We start from the raw sequence: 19,725 nt of genomic DNA on the forward strand, positions 1-19,725 counted from the left end.
ACCTGGCCTCTGGCTCCCGGTGCTGTGTGCTCTTCTGCGGGGCTGGAATAGGGTGGGGTGACTCATTCCCCGTAGGTGCTGTGTTCGGGGCTGTGGGGGTTAATTCTGGCTCATAGGCAGGGGCGCTAGGGCTGGTGACGTGAGACTGTGAGACGCGGTAAGAGCACCCGTGAGAGAAAGTCACTATACCCGTAGGGGGTGACGGGTGGGGGTGGGGGCACCCCCCGGGGTAGGGCTTACTTTTTACTCGAACGGGTAAAAAGTCCCCCCAGGGGCACCCGGGATAGGGTGCGGCTAGGCGCTGGTGTCGCCGTGTTGCTGCTGGCAGAAGATGGAGCAGAACGGGGCCGGGCTATCCTCTGCTACGAGGTCAGCACAGACCGGGCAAGTATCAAGGCGGGCAGTTGCAAGGGCGGCGAGCGCGGCGCGGTCACTATCGGTCAGTTGGATAGCGGCGGTAATGGACTCTAGGGGCGTGTTGGTGAGGGTGTCGAGGGCAGCGCGTAGGGTGGCGGTCTTATCCTGCTGCGGGGCCGGTGCTGGCTGGTGGTGGGCTAACACGGTTCTCACCTGTTCTAGGGTGGCGGGTGCGTGGCGGGTGTGGGGTGCGTAGTAGGGCTGTGAGCGCCATAGGACGGACGCGGCCAGCAAATCGCCGGTACATTCTAGGTGGGCTGCTGCTGACTCCCAGATGTGGGCCTTGATTGAAGCTAGAGCGTCTAGGGCGGTGCGGGCAGCTGCGGCGCGGTAGGCGGGGTGGGCGCTGGTGGTGTAGCCGGTCAGGGCGGTAGAGAGGTGGGTTAGTTCGGTATCGGTCAGAGCCGGGGCCGGTGGGGTCTGCTGGCTGGTGGTGCTCATGGTTCCCAGATTAACAGGGGTGGGCGGAATTGTGTTCCGGTCATGGCACCGGCTGGGCTAGGGCTATGAGCTGTGGGGTATTGCCCATTCTTCGAGCTGCTGGGCTATCTGCTCAAAGGTCAGTGAGTGCTCTGCTACCTGAACAACAAACTGTGCTTGCTCATTATCTTCAAGCACCTCTAGAGGGAGAATATCCCAGCCGTTCAGGTACATGAAAAGGACGGTGCAGGTGTAGGCGGTGCGCTTGTTGCCGTCCGTAAAAGGGTGATTCTGTACCAGCGCCTCTAGGAGGGCTGCGGCCTTGTTGAAGATACCGGGGTAAAGTTCGTGGCCTGCGTAGCTGGTGGCAGGGCGGGCTAGGGCGCTTTCTAGCAGGTGCTCCCCGCCGGGTTTGAGGTGCTGGCCCGGTGCTAGGTGGGCGTGTACTGCTAGGGCTTCAGATAGGGCCACATATCGCATAGGGGGCGGGCGGGTGCGTTACTGAGTAGCCAGGATAGCGTTTACACCCTCTAGACGGTCGAGGACGGTTTCTAGCGCGTCTTGGAAGTCCTGGGCGGTGGCTTCGGTTTCGTGAGCGGTTGCGGTCATGATGGGGGCGCTCCTTTTGCTGTTGGTCTGCTGGTGTGGGTTAAGCCTAGCGTTAAGGGCGGTGCGGTGGCTAGGTGCTGGTGGTGTGTCTGCGAGCGCTCGCCTATGGTGGGGGTCTGCTCTGCTCGTTGCGGTGGCTTTGGGGGCTGGTGGCTGGTCGAGGGGCCGGGGTAGCTGTGGGCAGGTGTCTGTGCGTTCCATAAGCCGGGGCGTGCGGTGCTGGCCGGTAGGTGTGGGGCTGGTGGCGCTCTTCATCGTCTTAGGCCCTTTCGTTGGGGGAGTGGTGGCGCTGGTGCTGGCCGGTGGTTGTGGTAGCTGCTGTGGTGGGGGTGCAATTCTTGCAGGTGCAGATTTTGCACCGGGTGCAATTTCTGGCCCCCCTCCCCCTTAGACCCCCGCCCCCTGCGCCGGTCAAGTACCGTCCGGAGCGTTCGGAGAGACGCGGGGCAGGACGGCAACGGCACGGCAGAGGCGGGGGTCTTCCTTTTTCTAATTCCCTTTTTAAAGAACCTTTTTAACTTCCTCTTTAGTAGCTCATTCTGATACCAGCTGAGGTATCAAATTGATACTTTTGCGGGAGTGGGTGGTGTCAGATTGATACTTTTGCGAGGTATCAAATTGATACTTTTGCATAATTTGGGGCTGTCTAGCTGGTATCAGAATGATACTTTTGCACGGTTTGACGTACGTCAGGGGTGACGTATACGTCAAAATGACGTAGCGGCGTGACACTGTTGTCAGGGGGCGACAATTTGTCACCTGACACAGGTGTCATGTTCCCCCAACTGACTAGGCTATTTACTTCCTGCGAGGGGTCGCATATTGCGAGGGTCGCGCCCCTGCGAGGGGGTTGCACAGGTGCGAGCGCCTAACCTAAACCTACGGCGGGGCAGGACTTAACAGGGCATAGAAAAGCACCCCCTGAAACACGTTCAAGGGGTGCCCTACTCAACCACGCTAGGCCGATTCCTCATAACGAGCCAGGGCCGCTAACTGCCTAGCCCGCTCGTCCTCTAAGTCCTCAGACTCAAACCACGGGTGAGACTTCTCGTTATTCTGCTGGCTACCACTGACCAGAGCAACAGACTCTACCGGCTTCGAGGTGTCAGCTAGAGACAACGGGGGTAGCTGTTCCGAGGTGGTTTCTTCGAGGTCTGGCAGGTCGCCCGCTGGTTCTACCTGCTGGGCCGGTTCCTCCCACACCTGGGCGGGCGGCTGCTCCACAGGCTCACGATAACGCACCCGATTTGATAGAGCCGCTTTAACCTTTCCCTGATGGATAGTGTCACGCCTGCACTCTTCAACAACCATTGCAGCAAACTCAGGGTCACACTGTAGTTGCAGCTGGACAAAGTTGGGGTACAGCTTTCGAGATTCAGTCTTAGGCGGGGTCTTCGAACCTGGCGGCGCGGGGTGTACTCTCGTATAGCTAATAAGCTTGCGAGCCAGCAGAACTTTAATAGCCCGCTTCGTGGTCGGAAGGCTTACCCCTGCCTCTTTCGCTAGTACGCTCTGAGAAGCCCAACAGGTGTACCCATACTTAGGCCCTGCTATGCCCACAATAACCCCGAGCACTAACTTTTCGCTTGGGCTAAGGTCGTATACCCTCATAGCTGCACTGACACGGCAAAACGGGTTGTTTTCCATTTCACCATCTGTCAGTTCTGCTATCTCTTTTCTGAACACCCTTACACCTCTCTTTCCTGGTTACTCATTCGGTTGATTCATGGGCTAGTTTCCTTTCTGCTGGCCCGCTGGTGTCTTTTGGTGGCGCTCGAACGGGTGGGCTGCTGCTCTATTTGTTTCCAAGGGTGTGTTCGTGTTCCCCGGGGTGGGGCGCTCGCTGGCTGGTGTGGCCGGTCAAGCGCCCCGGGTATCGAGTGCAGGGGGCCGGGGTGCCTTACCTGCACCCGTGCTTATGGTGGGGGCGGTTATTCCTCCCCGGCGAACAGGGTCAGGTGGTATGACGAGAGATTGCCGGTTGCAGCGTCTTCCATCGGGCAGATAAGGCCAGCGTCCTCTAATGCCTTGTAATCGTCCTCAGATAACAGCGCGTCCTCCAGGTACTCAATAGGGGTGAAGTCGCTCTGATACTCCCGGGCTGAGAAGATAACGAGGTACTGGGCGAACAGGTGCCCGGCAACATTTGCCCAGTTCTCTGAGTCTGTTTTGACGGCGTACTCTTCGATACGGTCGGCAGCTTCCAGCAGGTGCAAGGCGATATTGCGGGGGCGCTCGCTGCTGCGCTGCGCTTCTAGCTCGTCTGTGACCTGGTGCAGGTAGCCTAGTAGCGCCTTAACCCCCTGAGTATCGAGGGTCATATCTTTGGTGACTCCCAGGACAACGGACGCGCCCCCGGTGGCCTTGTCGTAGTCGATATGGTGCAGCAGGTAGCGGGGCACATCATTGGGGGCGGTCTTGTATCGGTCGTAGAACTCCCGGGTATCGGCTGCGATAGGGCGGGACTCTGTGGCGGTTTCGGCTTCGAGTAGGTCGCGGTGCAGCATAAGGGCGTTGAAGCGTAGAGCTTGCCCGTTATCGGGTTCGGTCTTGTGGCGCTTGGTGAACCATTCGCCGGGGGCTACTGGTTCCAGGTCTAGCCCGTAGCCGTATACGGTTTCTTCAAGGTCTGCGAGCGCGGTCAGGCTGTCGAGGTTATCGGGGGTCGTGGCTGCGGTGGTCATTTGGGGGTTCTCCTTAATTAGTTGCTGGCTTCGGGTTCGTCCAACTGGGCATAGACCGCTAGGTAGTAATCAGTGTCGCCGGTCTTGGTCGGGGCAGCTTCGATAACCCCGGCACGTTCGAGGTCTGCAAGGTCAGCTGCTGGCAGGTTCAGACGGCTAACGGTGGCGGCGTTGGTGTAGTTAGTCCACGGTTCCCGGTTCAGGAATACGGTGGTGTATGCCTGTAGGAGCTGGGCGGCGCGGGCAGGGCTGGGCGTTATCGCTTCGATGTTTTCCAGGGCTGCGGCGTAGTGGCGAACTATGTAGTCTGCGGCGTTCATGCCTGCACAGTAGGGCGCTTCCTTGGTCTGGGCTTCGGTCAGTGGTTCGCCTGCGGCAAGTAGGTTGGTGATGTGCTGGCGGGTCTGGTTTGCGGTGGTGGTCATTATTGGTTGTCCTTTCGGGTGAGATGGGTGGGCAGGGTTCGGGGTGCTGGCGAGATAGGCAGCGCGTCCCCGTCCCCTTGCAGAGCTTCGAGATGGTCGAGGATAACGCGGGCAGCGGCTAGGCGGTTGTGGGCCTCTTGCTCCATACCTGGGAGGAGTGCCCAGACCCCTACCGGCCCGCCGTGGCGCTGTCTGCGGGTAGAGCGGGTGTAACCGGCATGGCGCATAAGAGGGCGAACCACAGGGTCAGCAAAAGCACCGCCCCAAAGTCGGGAATTGGTTGGTTCCCCTACACGGTGCAGGTTGTCAGCTACACAGGTGCCGGTGCTGGTCAGGTCTTCCAGAATGGCTACCTGTACCCGCGCTCGCCATAGGGTCAGAGCGTCCGGCGCTACAGGCTTCGGGGGTGAGTCTGGGGTAATCGTCATAGGCCGAGGTTCCTCTCTAGTAATCGGCGTTAGCGGTGATGGTGTGCTGGGCTAGAACCTGCTCCACATGCTCCCGGTCGTAGAGAACATGGCCTCCTATGCGGTGGTAGTCGAACATAAACTTTCGGTGTCGCCACTGGGCTAGGGTGCCCTTGGGTATTCCGGTGAGTTCGTGCAGCTGGTCGGGGGAGTAGAACCGGGCGGGGTCTGCCCTGCGGGTGGGCCTTTTGCTGCGGCGCTCCCTGCGGTTCGGTGCTGGCTCTGCAACATCTGGCAGGGCAGCAAGGGCAAGAGCTGCGGCGGTCACTGGGCACCACCTCCCACAGGCTTAGAGGCTGGCAGGTAGGAATAACGCACCTGACAGGCCGGGCATAGCTCAAACTGCGGGGCCAGTTTCCCGACTGCGGTATAAGCGGTGGTGCCGGGCCGGTAATGGTGCTCCCAGCTCCCGCCGTCTGGCATGGTGCCACACAGGGCCGGGGCCGTGGGCTGGTGTCTGTGGAAGTAGTGCAGCAAGGTCACACCCTGCGCCGGGGTGGGGCTGGTGCGTAGTTGGTTCAAATCTTCTGGGGTCAGCTCATGGACGGTCACGGGCTAGGCTCCTTTCTTCTGCGAGGTTTCGGCATGGTGGGCGCGGTCGTGGGTCACGGCAGCGTAGTAGGCGTTGATGGTGGCTACGAACTCATGAAGCTGGTCGATGGTCATTCCGTCCCCTACCTCTGGTGTGTCTACGATGTAGCGCGGTTCTTCCCCGTGGGTGCCGATGATGGTTTCACAGACGGTAGCGCCTCCCATGAAGAGGTGAGCACCCCAGTAGGCGACACTGTGCCCGTCTGTGTCGGGGCGGGGCTGGAATATCGCGCCGGGTAGGTCGGGGTGGGTGATGGTAAGCTGGTTGGTGTCAGTCATGGGGGGTGTTCCTCCTTGGTTGATGGTTTGATTACCGCGCTCGCTTTGGTCGGCTGGTGCGCGGTCTTTTTTCTTCTGGCCCCGGCTGCTCTGTGAGTGGTCGGGGCAATTCTTTTAAGCGGTGGCCGTCTGCTGGGCTGCTGCGGCACGGCGGGCGGTTTCTTTCTCTACCTGTTCCCGCTCCCAGCGCTCTACATCTTCGAGCAAAAAACGGATATTGCGGCCAATACGGATAGATGGGGGCAGGTCTACCCCGGCTTGTAGTTGGGCGCGTACCGCGTCAGGGGTTAAGTCATAGCGCTGGGCTAGCGTCTTGATAGTGAAAGACGGCTTAAGGGGTTCGGTGACTGTGGGAGTCAAGGTTTCAACACCTCCAAGTGTCCAGATTTGGGTAATCTTGTTCCAAAACAAGGATATACCTTAAACATGGGCAAAAACAAGACGAAATTGCCCTATTCTGGACATATGGAAGAAAAGACCGCAAAAACGGCACAAGAACAGTGGCGTAACGAGTACACGGAAACTATTGGCCGCAACGTCCGGGAGTACCGGGACAGGCTAGGCATTAGTGCCCAGCAGCTCTCAGACCGTACAGAAAAAGCAGGGTTCAAGATTCCCCGTAGCTCTATCGCTAATATCGAGACGGCGGCAAAAAAGTCTTACCCTATCCATGAGATGGTGACGCTAGCGAGCGCCCTGGGCTTACCGCTTAATAACCTGCTAGCTAACCCATATCACCCCACCGAACTTATTAGGCCCCTGGGTAATTCGGTGCCGCTTCCTGCCTACTTGTTGGGTGGTAGTCAGGGTGAACTAGACATGATTTATAACTCTGGGACGGCAACGGATATTACGACTGCTGCTCAGATAGTTGCTGATTTGTCACAGGCTTACACCGAACAATGGCAGTACGAAAGATTGAATCAAGATGTAAGGGAACTGCTGGACTCCCCAACGTTGCCCCCTAATGTGAATGCAACCCGGGAAGACCTGCAAGCTCTTTCCAGAATGTACTCAAATCTTGCAGAAACTAGGAGTCTTGTGGCTGGCGAGACGGTAGATATGTTTATCGATAGGGCAATGGAGTGGTGGGAATATGAAAATCATGTCGTGCCCCCTGCCCTTAAACGAGCAGAGCGGGTCTTGCCGATTTACGGGGTTAAGTCCTAGTCATGGCTTCGGTGTATAAATACCTGGTCAAAGGGGGAGGCAGCGAGCGCCAGCGCACCCGCTACCGCGTTCAGTTCAAGAACGATAAAGGCCGGTGGACTCAAAAATGGGGCTTCAAAACCAAGGCAGAAGCTGACCAGTACGCCAGCGGCGTTGAGGTCGCCGTTTCTCGCAACGAGTATGTGACCCCCTCAGATTCCCGCGCCACAGTCGGGCAGCTGGCCCCGGCATGGCTACACAAGAAAGAAACCAGTCTCAGGCCCTCTTCATACCGGCCCCTAGAAGCTGCATGGCGCAACCACGTCGCCCCCGTCTGGGGCAACCGCACCATAAAAACTATCCTCCCTACAGAAGTAGAAGCATGGATAGCAGACCTACAGCGCGGCACCACCACCAGCGGACGTAAAGCCGTAGGCGCGTCTATGGTCATACGGTGCCATGAGATTCTAGCCGGGGTGCTAGATGACGCGGTGAAAGACAAGCGCCTACTCACCAACCCGGCCCGGGGCGTGAAGCTCCCCAAAAAGTCCAAGCGCTCCAACGTCTACCTAAGCCATGAGCAGATAGCCGCGCTCGCCGCTGCGTCCGGTCGGCCTGAACTCATTTACACCCTGGCCTATACCGGCATACGGTGGGGTGAAGCCACGGGGCTACAGGTGCAAGATGTTGATTTCATGGCCGGGGTGCTGCGTATCTCTCGCAACCTGGTCGAGCTGACCCCGCACAAAGTCCAAGAGGGTGCCCCTAAGAGCGGTAAGGCGCGGCTGGTTCCGTTCCCGCCGTTTATGAGCGAGCACCTGCGGGCAGCGTGCCGGGGCAAGATAGGGGCCGCGCCGGTGTTCACCGAACCAGACGGCAGCCTGTTAAAGCGCCCGCAGTCTCAGAGCGGTTGGTTTATCAAGGCCGTTGCCGCTGCGGGTATCGAGAAGCACATTACCCCGCACGATTTAAGGCACTCTGCTGCGTCTTTCGCGGTGGCTTCGGGTGCGCCGGTGAACCTGATTCAAAGAATGTTGGGCCATGAGTCGGCGGCTATGACCCTTGATGTGTACGCGGACTTGTTCGAGTCTCAGATAGGCACGGTGTCGGCTGCTATGGACGCGGCTTATAGGGCTGCTACGGCCCCGGCTGCGGGTGGTGGGGCCACGTAAGCGCCACGTAAATACCACGTAAATGTGCATGAAAACAGGCGAATTTGGTGTAAACCCTTGTAATCATTATTCCTAGTCAGAGCGGTTTTTAGGGGTCTGGCAAGGTGGGGTATTAGAGTTCAAATCCCTCCGTCACCGCCAGCGATAAAAACCCGTTTCCCCTAGTGAGAGCTAGAGGGAGCGGGTTTTTTCATGCCCAAAAACGGCCCCGTGACAAAAATCTGACATAAACCTGTCAAGCGGTGATACCCGTGTGATACTCGTTTGCCCTCCAACTCTTCACGGACTGGCGCCCAGTGGTAGCTTTTAACTATGCGTATTAAAGTTCTGGACCACCCCCTGGTTGACCACAAAATTACCGTTCTTCGCGATAAGAACACCCCCTCCCCGATTTTCCGCCAGCTTGTTGACGAGCTCGTCACCCTGCTGGCCTACGAGGCTACCCGCGAGATTCGCGTTGAGCCTCGCGAAGTTGAAACCCCGGTTGCTACCACCGTCGGCTCGCACATTGCCAACCCCCGCCCCCTGATTGTGCCGATCCTGCGCGCCGGTCTGGGCATGCTGGAGGGTATGACTCGCCTGATCCCTACCGCTGAGGTGGGCTTCCTGGGTATGGCCCGCAACGAGGAAACCCTGGATATCGTCACCTATGCTGAGCGTCTCCCCGAGGATCTCACCGGTCGCCAGGTCTACGTGCTTGACCCCATGCTGGCAACCGGTGGCACCCTGATTGAGTCCATCAAGTTCTTGCGCGCTCGCGGTGCTGAGCACATCACCTGTATATGCGTACTGGGTGCCCCTGAGGGTATCGAGGCACTCGAGAAGGGCGTTGATGGTCTTGAGAATGTTGACCTCTTCCTGGCTGCTCAGGATGAGCGCCTCAATGAAAAGGCATACATTGTGCCCGGTCTGGGCGATGCTGGTGACCGCCTGTACGGGGTTGCTGAGTAGGGTTTACCCACTGCTTTAGTTGAGGGGCAGCTCGCCGGATGGCGGGCTGCCCCTTGTGTTGTAAGGGGGCGGACGGCCCCGCGCGGGGTTGGTGCGTGATGGTGGATATATTGCATGGTGAGATTCCCCCGTCAAGGGGTATTGACAAATAGCTTTTGGGTGTTCTAGTTGTCCGGTTTTTTCATTGGGTAAAAATATGCAGAAAACCGGGCTTTAGGGTGCCTTATCTGTACTTTAGGGTGTAAAAATATGCCGTCGAATGTAAGGATTTTCATGTTTGCTGACACCCGCCCAGAGGCTAGACTCAGATAAGTTGAAAAAATACGCGAATATTACTTGCTTTAAATACAAATTCGGACAACGATTAAAAGTAGACAGCAGGCCCACCCGCACACGGGGTTTGCTTTCTAGCGGAACCACACACTAATGCTCGACTCATACAGGGAGAAGGTAGGCAAAATGTCAGGTGCACCGGGGTATGTTCACATCTCGCAGCGCAACCGTTCTGCCGCTCAGCGCCAGCAGGGTGTAGCCGGTCATAGCCGTGGTATTGCAAAGCAGCAGCCCGCTAATCTTCGCCCTATGACCTACAAGCCTGAGCCTCCGCGCGCAGCTGCGCAGGAGAACGAAGCTCGCGGCTTCGTCATTTATGTTGGCCTCAGCGAAGAAGCTGCCGCTAACCACGGAACCTCTTTGGTGCGAATCGTCCAAGATACCCGCGCCTACGTGCAGAACCAGGTGCCCGGCGCAGAGTCCTACGCCGCTGTGGCGCTGGCCCCTGCCGATGCGCAGGGTAGCGACCTTGAGGTCGTCCGCAATGCTCTGGGCGATCCCACCGCTGTGCATTACCAGCCTGAGGCGGTACCGGCGTCCGCTCATCACGGTGGCGAGGACGCCAAGCCCACCCACTCAGTGGGCGTGCTGATTGATCTTTCCCGCCGCGAGGTTTACCTGGACGGCGAACTGCTCAACCTCACCTACAAGGAGTTTGAGCTCCTCAACTACCTGGTTGAAAACGGCCAGCGCACCGTTGCCCGTGAAGAGCTGCTGACCAGCCTGTGGCGCGACGCTGAGGAAATCCCCAACGAGCGCACCATCGATGTTCACATCCGTCGTCTGCGCTCTAAGCTGGGTCGCCTGTCGAACACCGTGCGTACCGTGCGCGGCCAGGGTTACCGCTTCTACGAGCATCCCGAGGTTGTTGTCTGGGCAGCACCGGAATACTCCATCTAGGCTCACACCGATCAGACGGGAGCGCCGCACTCAGCTATGCAGGCTGGGTGCGGCGGTCTTTGTGTGCGCGGACGCTCCCGCCCCGGCTGCCTGCTGCCGGGCGAGCGGGCGGTAGTAGAGTAGAGGGCATGACTGTTCCCTCTCTGAAAACTTCTCTTGTTGGCTCTGGCCCCCTCAAAACTGTCTTTCTGCACGGCCTGTTGGGGCGGGGTAAGAACTTCACCCGTATTGCGAAGGGGCTGGGTGAGGGGGTGCAGACCCTGCTCGTTGACCTGCCCAACCACGGGGCGAGCTACTGGACAGAGAGTTTCGACTACCGGCAGATGGCAGATCTGGCGGCTGAAGCCGTTGAAAAATTCGGGGCTGGGGAGCCTGTGGTGCTGATGGGCCACTCGATGGGTGGCAAAATCGCTATGCTGCTGGCCCTGCGCCACCCCCACCTGGTGAGCAAGCTGGTCGTTATCGATATCGCCCCGGGGGAATCTAAGGGTAGTTTTGAGATTCTCATGGATTCTATGCTGAACCTGCCGATCGACACCTACACTACCCGTTCCCAGGCCGAAGCTGACCTGGCAGTCAATGTGCCAGCTGCCGGCACCCGAGCTTTTCTTCTACAGAATCTGACCATGTCAAAGGCTGGTAACTCCTGGGAGCCCAACCTGCAGATGCTCCGTCGCCACCTGCCCGAGATTATGGGCTGGCCGGGGGCTGACGGAGTTTTTGAGAAGCCTGTGCTGTGGGTTGCAGGCGGGGACTCCCCCTACATCACAGATGCTGACCTTGAGCCCATGAAAAAGCTCTTCCCCCTGGTACGCCGTGTGGTGATCAAGGGGGCCGGGCACTGGGTGCACTCTGAGAAGCCCGAAGAGACCATTTACCTGCTCAAGACTTTTCTGGGCGTTCGGTAGAACCGTTGTCATAGAGGGCAACCTTGGGTGGTCAAGGTGAATTGGGTGGCTTCTCAGAGTAAAGTCATAAATCAGTAGACTTACTGCATGAGGAGAGCTATGACCCCGCCCCCTGCCCACCAGCCCCCAGAGAACTCAACCGAAGCACAAGCGTCCGCACCGACTGCTGCCCCCTCCACCCGGAGATCCCGGGCAGGACAGCTCATTAAGGACGTCATCTACCCCCACAATATCCACCCCGCGCTCGTGCCGGGCGTCTCCGTCGATGACCAAAAGATACGATACGGACTCGATAAACCACTCTTTACTGTTGTCGCTCTGCTGATTATCGGGTTTGTCACCTGGGGCGTCATTAATCCCGACCAGGTGCTTGCCTACTCGACAACCGCCCTGACCTGGGTGATGACTAACCTGGGCTGGGTCTTTACCTCACTGGCTGCCGGTCTAGCTGTTCTTCTACTGCTACTTGCTTTCTCCCGCTACGGGCGCATCCCGCTAGGCCTTGACGGCGAAAAACCCGAGTACTCAACAGCCTCCTGGGCCGCCATGCTCTTTGGCGCCGGCATCGGTATCGGCATTATCTTCTTCGGCCCCTATGAGCCTCTCACCTACTATCTTTCCCCGCGGCCAGGAGCTTACGAAGCCGCTAGCCCCGAAGCGATCACCGGTGCCATGGCCCAGTCCGCGCTACACTGGGGAATCAATGCCTGGGCTATCTACGCTATCGTTGGGCTAGCCGTCGCCTACGCCTCCTACCGCCGCGGGCGCGTCCCCCTGATGAGCGCAATCTTAGAGCCCCTCTTCGGCAACAAAACCGGCTCACCCTGGTCACGTCTCATCGACGGTCTTGCCATTGTCGCGACCCTCTTCGGCACTGCGGCGTCTCTAGGTATCGGGGCGCTTCAAATCGCCCACGGTACCCAGCTCGTTACGGGCTGGAGCACCACCGGAAACACCCTAGCGCTCATCATTATCGTGGCGTTGACTATCGGCACCATTATTTCTGCGGTATCGGGCGTATCGAAGGGAATTCGGCTCCTTTCCAACATCAATATGGGCCTGGCGGTAGGTCTCGCTATCTTTATCTTTGTCGTGGGCCCTACCGCTTTTCTGATGAATATTATTCCCGCGACCATTATTGAGTACGTGGGCACCCTGCCCGATGCCCTGTCAGCCAACATGGCTGAAAGTGAAGAAATGCAGGCCTTCCTCTCAGCCTGGACCACCTTTTACTGGGCCTGGTGGGTCAGCTGGGCGCCCTTTGTGGGGGTTTTCGTTGCCAAGATTTCCCGTGGGCGTACCATCCGCCAGTTCATCTTAGGCGTTCTTTTTATCCCCTCTACGATTATCATCCTAGCCTTTACTATTCTCGGCGGTACGACGATCTGGCTCCAGCGGGAGTCAAACGCTATTGCCCCTGACGGCACCGCAGCGAGCATCCCTCCCGCTCAAGAAATATTCTTCGTGGTGCTTGATCAGCTACCCGGTGCCCAGTTCATTGCCCCCTTGGTTATCGTGATGCTGGCAATTTTCTTTATCACTACCGCTGACTCTGCATCGCTGGTTAATTCTCAGCTCTCCCAGCGCGGCAACCCCGCACCCCGGCGATTGATTACTGCTTTTTGGGCGCTATGCATGGCCGGGATTGCGGTCGTCATTTTGCTCACCGGCAGCGAGAACGCGCTCCAGGGGCTACAGAACCTCATCACGGTTACTGCCTTCCCCTTCGCTATTATTCTGGTGCTGATCTGCGTTTCTTTCTTGAAAGAGCTACGCACTGACCCGATGGTAATTCGCCAGCAGTACGCCCGAACCGCGGTAGAGAACGCAGTGCATCACGGAGTCAATGACTTTGGTGATAACTTTGCTCTGGCGGTTGAGCCGACCGACCCGTCGAGTGAATATGCCACCGGCGCTGATTTTGACTCAGCTGCTCCAGAGGTTACTGACTGGTACGTGCGGCGAGACGAGGACGGCAACGAGGTGAGCTACGATTACCAGCTCGGTGAGTACACTGACGAGATCCCGGTGGTGCCGGCTCCCGAGGATGCCCCCTGGGCGGATCAGGACGAGGGCGCGCGCCCTGGTACGGCAAAGGGTGGAGCCGAGTAGGATGGTTCTATGACCGATTTCGCCCTTCCCCGTCACGATGCCCGCACCCTCATTATCATGCGTCACGCTGAGGCTGACTGGGGGCTTGATGACTTCAACCGTCCGCTGACCCGCCGCGGGAGCGAGCAGGCTCAGCGGGCCGGGGAATGGCTGAAAGAGAAGGGGCTGATACCCGAGATGCTGGTCAGCTCAGCGGCACTACGTACCAGGCAGACCACTACCTGGGTTTCAGATGCCCTGGGGGAGAAAGCACCCACTGCCAGCCTGGACGAACGCCTCTATAACGCGCCAGCCTCAGCTCTGCTCACAGCTATCAATCGCACCCCCGCCGGGGTGCAGTCCCTGATGCTGATTGCCCATCTACCCGGGGTTCAGGACGCCGCCCTGCAGCTGGCCCGCCCCGATTCAGAATATGAGGCGCTCATGGATGCCTCCTACGGGTATGCTCCGTCGTCCCTGACCGTTTTTGAGGTAACGGGCGACTGGGGCCAGCTGATTGAGGGGGAAGCCCGCCTCACCCACTTCGCGACCTTCTAGCGGACGTCCGCGCGGGTGGGGCGTCCGTACCTGTGGCGCTAACCGCCAAATGTGGCGGCGGCATCGCCACATTTGGCGGTTAGCAGCACACCTGCCAGCAGAGTGCCGTGAAGGTACAGAAAAACCCCGGTCAACCAAGGTTAGCCGGGGTTTTGTGGCGGAGACGGGGGGATTTGAACCCCCGGTCGAGTTTAACCCCGACCCTTCATTAGCAGTGAAGTCCATTCGGCCGCTCTGGCACGTCTCCATAGTCTGTGTAGAGGCTCGTCAACGTGGCCTAGCAACACAGCTCTACCCATACTAGCGACAAAAATAGCGGCGGTCAAAACCCCTCAAGCAGGGGTGGGGCTGAGAACCGTGAATTTACGGGGTCACGGGTCGACCAAGAAGAAGACAAGCATGAAAAAACCCGCTCCCTTACGGAAGCGGGCTTCGTGGCGGATGGTGTGGGATTTGAACCCACGAGACGGGGTTGCCGCCTACTGGTTTTCAAGACCAGCTCCTTCGGCCGCTCGGACAACCATCCAAACTGTGCTGAGCACTCCTACCATGGTACACAGTTGCCGCCCCAAAGCAAAATAGTGGTCTTTGTGCCCTTGCTCTCGTTAGGCTGAGGTGTAAGGGTGGGAGGTAAGCGTCCGTCCGCCTAACTGCCCCGGTAAGGGGCAGAAAACCCTGTGAGAAAAGGAGTCCCCATGCGCGCCATCCTCGAAGAAGAACACGGCGGCCCCGAGGTGCTGATCGTGAGCGAGCAGCCTACACCGACACCCGGCCCCGGCCAGGTGCTGCTGCGTGTGGCGGCCAGCGGGGTAAACCGGGCGGACGTCTCCCAGCGGCAGGGCTTTTACCCTCCGCCCCCTGGGGCTAGTTCCATCTACGGTCTGGAGGTCTCGGGCACGGTGGAAGCCGTGGGGGAGGGTGTCGACGAGGGCTACCTGAACCTGGAGCGGGTCGCCCTGCTCGCTGGCGGTGGGTATGCCGAGTACGTGGCGGTGGATCTGAGCCATACCCTGCCGGTGCCTGAAGGCACCAGCCTCGAAGACGCCGCCGGCCTCATTGAGGTGGCTGCAACGGTCTACTCCAACCTGGTTCTTACCCTGGGAGTTGCACCCCGCCCCGAGGGAAACGACGGTAAAACCCTGCTCATTCACGGTGGTACCGGTGGCATCGGCACCCATGCTATCGAGCTGGCCCGAGCCCTGGGGCTGCAGGTTTTTGCCACCGGCGGTAGTGATGAAAAGTGCGATTTTATCCGGGCGCTGGGTGCTGAGGCTATCAACTACCGCACTCAAGACTTTCGCGAAACCGTCCGCCAGCTGACGGACGGACGCGGGGCCGACTACATCCTGGACGTTGTGGGTGGAGCCTACCTAGAAGAGAACATTAAGACCCTGGCGGTAGATGGCTCTATGGCCGTCATTGGCCTGCAGGGCGGGCCCAAGGGGCAGCTCAACCTGGGCTATATGCTCCCGCGCCGCTTGAGCGTGCACGCCACTTCCCTGCGCTCGCGGTCGACTGCTGATAAGGCCCGCATTGTGGACGGTGTGGGGCAGTTCGTGTGGCCCCTGATTGAAAGCGGGGAAATCTCGAACCATACCAGCGCCGTCTTCCCGCTTGAGCGGGCATCAGAAGCCCACGCCCATTTAGAAGCCGGGGAGCACCGCGGCAAAATTCTGCTGACCCCCTAAACCGCGGGCGTCCGCGCATCTGCCCACTGATTGGGTAGGTACCATCGCAGTGAGAAAAACCCACGAACTAGCTGGGTATTTCTGACTACGATGGTACCTTCTCTGGGGAACAGCGATATTAGGGTAACCTAAGTATGTAGACCTCGTGAAAGGAGTAACCGTGGGTATCAAAGACTTCCTGCAGAGCCGCAGGGACGACGCCGAACTCGGCAAAGGTCTCTGGCGTCGCGCCCACGACCGCTTCGTCCGTGGCCTCGATCGTTTCCACCAGATTCTTGAACGTGTGCCCGCCGGGCCCACTCTTGAAGAGCTTGTCCCCCTGGCTAATGACCTGGCTGACCTGCTGCCGCGCGTCCGCACCGTTGCCGCTGAGGCCCAGCGCCTGGCGCCCAGCGAATCAAACGATATCCCCGCTTCTCCCACCGGGGTGTACTCCGACCTGCACCGGGCGCTTTCCAAGGCGGGTAATTCCTTAGCCCTTTGCGCTGAGGCCCTGGCTATGACCCGTTGTGCCGGTGAGTGCGGCACCGACTGCACCCGCACCGCCACTATCGCCCACCGGGTTGAAACGGTGCAGCAGCACGTTGCGGACGCCGAAGCCCGCCTGGATGCCGCCCGGCAGGAAGCCCTTGCCCCGGCGTCCTAACCGGTTCTGTCATCCATATCGCGTAGCTATCCCCTAAAAAGTGCCTGCCCGCATGTGCCGCTAGCCGGTAAGGTAGGTGGGTGCCCGTTCGCGCTTTCTCAGGGCACCGCCACACACCGCACCTGATTCAGAGGGGATTTCTACGTCATGAACCGCTACGCCCACATTGATGCAATGCGCGCTTTTGCGGTGCTTTTGGTGGTGTTTTCCCACGCCGGGCTGACCTTTGTGCCGGGCGGGTCGGGTGTAACAATTTTCTTTGCTATCTCGGGCTTTATCATCACCTACCTGCTGCTGCGGGAGCGTGATAAGACCGGTAGCTTCGACCTAGCAGGCTTTTATATTCGCCGCCTGCTCAAAATCGCACCGCCCCTGATTCTGGCGATTGTGATACCCACGCTGGTTTATCGGTCGATGGGTGGGGCGGTCGATACCCTGGACTTCCTGGGGCAGGTCTTCTTCTTCTTTAACCTGCGCTACCTGGACTCGCAGATTACTGTACTGCCGGGTACGCACGTGATGTGGTCCCTGTCGATTGAAGAGCAGTTCTACCTGGTCTTTGCCCTAATCTGGCTGGTACTGGTGCGCTGGACCGCTTACCGGCGGGCCCTGACGGTACTGGGTGTAGCTGTGGTGCTCTACTCGTCGCTGTCTCGTTGGGTTCTGCATGACGCCGGTGCTAGTGCCGACCGCATCTACTTCGGCACCGACACCCGCGTGGAGGCTATTGCCATCGGCATGCTCACCGCCCTGTGGTACCACCGCTACGCCGCGGACGAGATGGTGCTGGGGCGTGAGGTCGTGGGCCGCCGCTACCGGTCGGGGGCCCTGATTCAGGACGGACGCACCATCCCGCTTCTGGGGCGCAACTGGGTGCTTTGTGCCGCCCTGGGGGTCTACCTGCTGACCCTGGTGATTCGTGATGATACCTTCCGCGATACGGTGCGCTATTCACTCCAGGCCTGGGCGGCGTCCGCTGTGATGCTCTGGGGCCTGGTTGCTTCGCGCCAGCCACTGGGTGCTACCGTGCACCGCTTCTTGGCCTGGCGACCCCTACAGCTGATTGGCCTGTCGAGCTACAGCATTTACCTGGTGCACGACGTGCTCTTCAAGGCCCTGGAACCCCACCTGCACGGGCTGCCTACCCTGGCCCAGGTTGCCCTGCTGGCCCCTCTGGGCGTGGCCGCCGGTGTGGCGATGTATCTGGTGGTCGAAGTGCCGGTAATGCGTTTTAAAGACCGCTACTTCGGGGCGAACTGGAAGAAGCAGGCAGCAGCGACCGATACCCCCGGCCCCATGGGAACCAAGAGCTAGCGGGAAGTAAGAGCTAGAGCAGCCCCTCGCTCCGGGCTGCCGCGATAGCTGCCGTGCGGTTATCGACGCCCAGCTTGGTGTAGATATGCACCAGGTGGGTCTTCACCGTGGCCTGAGAAATAAAGAGGGCCTCAGCCAGCTCCTTATTGGTAGCCCCGGTAGCCAGTAGCTTGAGCAGCTCCATCTCGCGGGCCGACAGAGAAATAGCGGGCCGCTGCATACGCTCCATCAGGGCCGCCGTGATCTCAGGCGACAGCGTCCGCTCACCCCGCGCCGTCGCCAGCACCGCCGCCTGCACCTGCTCGGGCGGGGCGTCCTTCAGCAGATAGCCCAGGGCCCCTGCCTCAATAGCAGCAACGATATCGCCCTGGGTGTCAAAGGTCGTCAAAATCAGCACCGGCGGCCCGCCCGCAGCCTTGAAAGCGCGGGTTGCCTCGATGCCGTCCATGGGCTTCATCTGAATGTCCATAACCACCACATCCAGCGCCGCCCCAGCCCGGGCCTGCTCCGCGGCCACGGCGAGCGCCGCCGACCCGTCAGCTGCTTCGGCAACCACATCGATACCTTCAAAGCTTTCGAACATGGCGCGCAGGCCGGCGCGCACAACGGGGTGGTCATCAACGAGTAGGGCGCGGACGGTCACTGGGCCTCCTGGTCGGGTCGGTGCTGGTTGGTCTGGTTGAGGGGGATACGGGCGGTGAGGACGGTGCCTTCACCGTGGGTGCTTTCAATGTCTAGGCTACCGTCGAGGTGGGCAACGCGCTCGCCGAGGGAGGTGAGCCCGTAGCCGGTTCCGGTTTCGCTGAGGGGGCCCGCTGCTAGGGGAGTGGGGGTGAAGCCGCGGCCGTTGTCGAAGACGTCGAGGGTGACTTCGCCGGGCCAGATGCTGAGGGTGAGGGCTGCGCGGCTGGCTTCGGCGTGGGCGGCGACGTTGGCCAGGGCGCCCTGGGCTACGCGCATGAGGGTTGCCGAAACCGCCTCGGGTAGGGCGTTGGCTATTTCTTCCTTCCCTTCGAGGATAAAGGCGCAGGTGAGGGATTTCCCGGCGGCTTTTTGGGCGGTCTCGGTGGACGCGGCGAGAGCCCTGAGCGCTGACACCAGGGAGTCATCCAGGGCAGGGGATGAGAGATCCCGAATAAAACGGCGGGCCTCAGCCAGGTTGGCGGCGGCAGAGTCCTGGATAACACGCACCTGGGCGGCTGCGGCGTCCGCCTTTCCCTCCTGAAGCGAGGACGCCGCTGCCCGGGAGACCAACACAATAGACGAAAGCCCCTGGGCCAGGGTGTCGTGGATTTCGCGGGCCAGGCGCTCGCGTTCTTCGAGCTTACCGGCGCTGTACTGCTGCTGGACGAGTTCGGCCTGCACCGCGCGAAGCTGCTGGGCGAGCTGGTACTGGCGGGCGGCGTCGGCGCGCAGAGCGCGGTAGGTGAAGGAGATGACGATGGCGAGCAGGGCCCCCAGGGTGGGGCCGATGAGGTAGCCGGGGGCTAGCCCCTCGGAGTGAAGGTAGTCGAGGCCAAACCCGGCAGGCCCCACCAGGGGTAGGGCAATGGCCAGGGCACAAAGGACGAGGGTGGCAGCTACCCCCGCTACGGGGGCGAGCAGGTGCAGGTAGAGGAACATGATGGGGAAGACCATCCAGGTGAAGGAGCTATCGAGCGCCATAAGCCCCAGCCACAGCAGGGTAATGATCAGCAGCCATAGGTGGGCGGGGGTAAACCTGGCTGCCTGCCGGTAGCGGGCGGACGCACCCGACCGGGGGAAGAAGTCGGTGAAGGTTGCAGGCAGCCCCCGCCGGTTCTCGTAGACCGTACCGGCCAGATAGATGCCACCGAGTGCCAGCGAGAGCACCCCGATAACGGTATGCCGCACCTGATAGACGCTGCCGACCACGGCCAGAACGGCACCAAAACACAGCAGAAAAGCGAACATGACGTGCAGGCTCACCCGCAGAATCTTGAGCACCAGCAGGGTCTGCTGCGAGGAGGTAGCGGGGAGGGGGCTGGGCGCGGTCGTCATACAAATTCACTTTACCTTTAGCTGAGGCGGTGCAGGGTTTTTGGGCTGTGTGCAGAGAAAAACCTGCACACGCACCAAGAACCCTGCACAGCTAGCGGGGGAGC

21 protein-coding genes, 2 tRNA genes and 1 pseudogene are annotated in these 19,725 nt (G+C 59.9%); 10 read left to right on the forward strand and 14 right to left on the reverse strand.

Features of this window, described 5'->3' with window-relative positions:
- Window positions 1-294: 294 nt before the first annotated feature.
- From ACEE43_RS09645 to ACEE43_RS09690, 10 genes and pseudogenes are all read right to left on the reverse strand, one after another.
- The gene (locus ACEE43_RS09645) at window positions 295-858 is read right to left on the reverse strand and encodes a hypothetical protein (protein WP_449108138.1); all 564 of its coding nucleotides are present in this window, start codon (window positions 856-858) and stop codon (window positions 295-297) included.
- A gap of 63 nt (window positions 859-921) precedes the next feature.
- Entirely contained in the window at window positions 922-1,308 is a 387-nt protein-coding gene (locus tag ACEE43_RS09650) for a type II toxin-antitoxin system death-on-curing family toxin (protein ID WP_185174029.1), read from the reverse strand.
- Window positions 1,309-2,403: 1,095 nt separating this feature from the next.
- Window positions 2,404-2,670: a hypothetical protein gene (locus ACEE43_RS09655; RefSeq protein ID WP_449108171.1), complete on the reverse strand. Its 267-nt coding sequence runs from the start codon at window positions 2,668-2,670 to the stop codon at window positions 2,404-2,406.
- 234 nt (window positions 2,671-2,904) lie between these two features.
- Window positions 2,905-3,093 (reverse strand): annotated as a pseudogene (locus tag ACEE43_RS09660) (helix-turn-helix domain-containing protein); the annotation flags it as partial.
- A gap of 284 nt (window positions 3,094-3,377) precedes the next feature.
- A complete protein-coding gene (locus ACEE43_RS09665) occupies window positions 3,378-4,130 on the reverse strand; it encodes a hypothetical protein (RefSeq protein WP_449108139.1) in 753 nt (250 codons plus the stop codon).
- 17 nt (window positions 4,131-4,147) lie between these two features.
- Window positions 4,148-4,555: a hypothetical protein gene (locus tag ACEE43_RS09670; RefSeq protein ID WP_449108140.1), complete on the reverse strand. Its 408-nt coding sequence runs from the start codon at window positions 4,553-4,555 to the stop codon at window positions 4,148-4,150.
- A complete protein-coding gene (locus ACEE43_RS09675; protein ID WP_449108141.1) occupies window positions 4,555-4,983 on the reverse strand; it encodes a hypothetical protein in 429 nt (142 codons plus the stop codon). The genes ACEE43_RS09670 and ACEE43_RS09675 overlap by 1 nt, the downstream gene beginning before the upstream one ends.
- 16 nt (window positions 4,984-4,999) lie before the next feature.
- Window positions 5,000-5,290, reverse strand: a complete 291-nt coding sequence (locus ACEE43_RS09680) for a MerR family transcriptional regulator (RefSeq protein ID WP_449108142.1) — start codon at window positions 5,288-5,290, stop codon at window positions 5,000-5,002.
- Window positions 5,291-5,577: 287 nt separating this feature from the next.
- A complete protein-coding gene (locus ACEE43_RS09685; RefSeq protein ID WP_449108143.1) occupies window positions 5,578-5,892 on the reverse strand; it encodes a hypothetical protein in 315 nt (104 codons plus the stop codon).
- 114 nt (window positions 5,893-6,006) lie between these two features.
- Entirely contained in the window at window positions 6,007-6,252 is a 246-nt protein-coding gene (locus ACEE43_RS09690; protein ID WP_237199550.1) for a helix-turn-helix transcriptional regulator, read from the reverse strand.
- Window positions 6,253-6,318: 66 nt separating this feature from the next.
- Between ACEE43_RS09690 and ACEE43_RS09695 the strand changes: the two genes are divergently transcribed.
- From ACEE43_RS09695 to ACEE43_RS09725, 7 genes are all read left to right on the forward strand, one after another.
- On the forward strand, window positions 6,319-7,062 hold the full coding sequence (locus tag ACEE43_RS09695) for a helix-turn-helix domain-containing protein (protein ID WP_449108144.1): 744 nt from the start codon (window positions 6,319-6,321) through the stop codon (window positions 7,060-7,062).
- A gap of 2 nt (window positions 7,063-7,064) precedes the next feature.
- A complete protein-coding gene (locus ACEE43_RS09700; RefSeq protein WP_449108145.1) occupies window positions 7,065-8,213 on the forward strand; it encodes a tyrosine-type recombinase/integrase in 1,149 nt (382 codons plus the stop codon).
- 312 nt (window positions 8,214-8,525) lie between these two features.
- Entirely contained in the window at window positions 8,526-9,164 is a 639-nt protein-coding gene (gene upp / locus ACEE43_RS09705) for a uracil phosphoribosyltransferase (protein ID WP_185174039.1), read from the forward strand.
- Window positions 9,165-9,623: 459 nt separating this feature from the next.
- Window positions 9,624-10,397, forward strand: a complete 774-nt coding sequence (locus ACEE43_RS09710; RefSeq protein ID WP_237185177.1) for a winged helix-turn-helix domain-containing protein — start codon at window positions 9,624-9,626, stop codon at window positions 10,395-10,397.
- Window positions 10,398-10,525: 128 nt separating this feature from the next.
- Window positions 10,526-11,305, forward strand: coding sequence for an alpha/beta fold hydrolase (locus ACEE43_RS09715; RefSeq protein WP_449108146.1), 780 nt, complete (start codon window positions 10,526-10,528; stop codon window positions 11,303-11,305).
- A 99-nt stretch (window positions 11,306-11,404) separates the two neighbouring features.
- Window positions 11,405-13,417, forward strand: coding sequence for a BCCT family transporter (locus ACEE43_RS09720; protein WP_449108147.1), 2,013 nt, complete (start codon window positions 11,405-11,407; stop codon window positions 13,415-13,417).
- 9 nt (window positions 13,418-13,426) lie between these two features.
- Window positions 13,427-13,954 (forward strand): SixA phosphatase family protein, encoded by a 528-nt coding sequence (locus ACEE43_RS09725; RefSeq protein WP_449108148.1) that lies wholly within the window; start codon window positions 13,427-13,429, stop codon window positions 13,952-13,954.
- A gap of 155 nt (window positions 13,955-14,109) precedes the next feature.
- Here ACEE43_RS09725 and ACEE43_RS09730 read toward each other — a convergent pair.
- Together ACEE43_RS09730 and ACEE43_RS09735 are read right to left on the reverse strand one after the other, a co-directional pair.
- Window positions 14,110-14,201, reverse strand: a tRNA-Ser gene (locus ACEE43_RS09730).
- Window positions 14,202-14,389: 188 nt separating this feature from the next.
- Window positions 14,390-14,480, reverse strand: a tRNA-Ser gene (locus tag ACEE43_RS09735).
- A 169-nt stretch (window positions 14,481-14,649) separates the two neighbouring features.
- On the opposite strand from ACEE43_RS09735, the gene ACEE43_RS09740 reads away from it, so the two are divergent.
- The 3 genes from ACEE43_RS09740 (at window position 14,650) to ACEE43_RS09750 (ending at window position 17,602) form a co-directional block, all read left to right on the forward strand.
- Window positions 14,650-15,642: an NAD(P)H-quinone oxidoreductase gene (locus tag ACEE43_RS09740; protein ID WP_449108149.1), complete on the forward strand. Its 993-nt coding sequence runs from the start codon at window positions 14,650-14,652 to the stop codon at window positions 15,640-15,642.
- Window positions 15,643-15,802: 160 nt separating this feature from the next.
- Entirely contained in the window at window positions 15,803-16,288 is a 486-nt protein-coding gene (locus ACEE43_RS09745) for a dehydrogenase (protein WP_185174715.1), read from the forward strand.
- Window positions 16,289-16,435: 147 nt separating this feature from the next.
- Window positions 16,436-17,602 carry an acyltransferase family protein gene (locus ACEE43_RS09750; protein ID WP_449108150.1) on the forward strand — a complete coding sequence of 389 codons (1,167 nt, stop codon included), beginning with the start codon at window positions 16,436-16,438 and terminating at the stop codon, window positions 17,600-17,602.
- 13 nt (window positions 17,603-17,615) lie between these two features.
- On the opposite strand, the gene ACEE43_RS09755 is transcribed toward ACEE43_RS09750, so the two are convergent.
- Window positions 17,616-18,245, reverse strand: a complete 630-nt coding sequence (locus ACEE43_RS09755; protein WP_272878415.1) for a response regulator — start codon at window positions 18,243-18,245, stop codon at window positions 17,616-17,618.
- Complete coding sequence (locus ACEE43_RS09760; RefSeq protein ID WP_449108151.1) at window positions 18,242-19,621, reverse strand: sensor histidine kinase; 1,380 nt, start codon at window positions 19,619-19,621, stop codon at window positions 18,242-18,244. The genes ACEE43_RS09755 and ACEE43_RS09760 overlap by 4 nt, the downstream gene beginning before the upstream one ends.
- Window positions 19,622-19,725: the final 104 nt, after the last annotated feature.

The organism is Rothia sp. 11254D007BW (assembly GCF_053548195.1).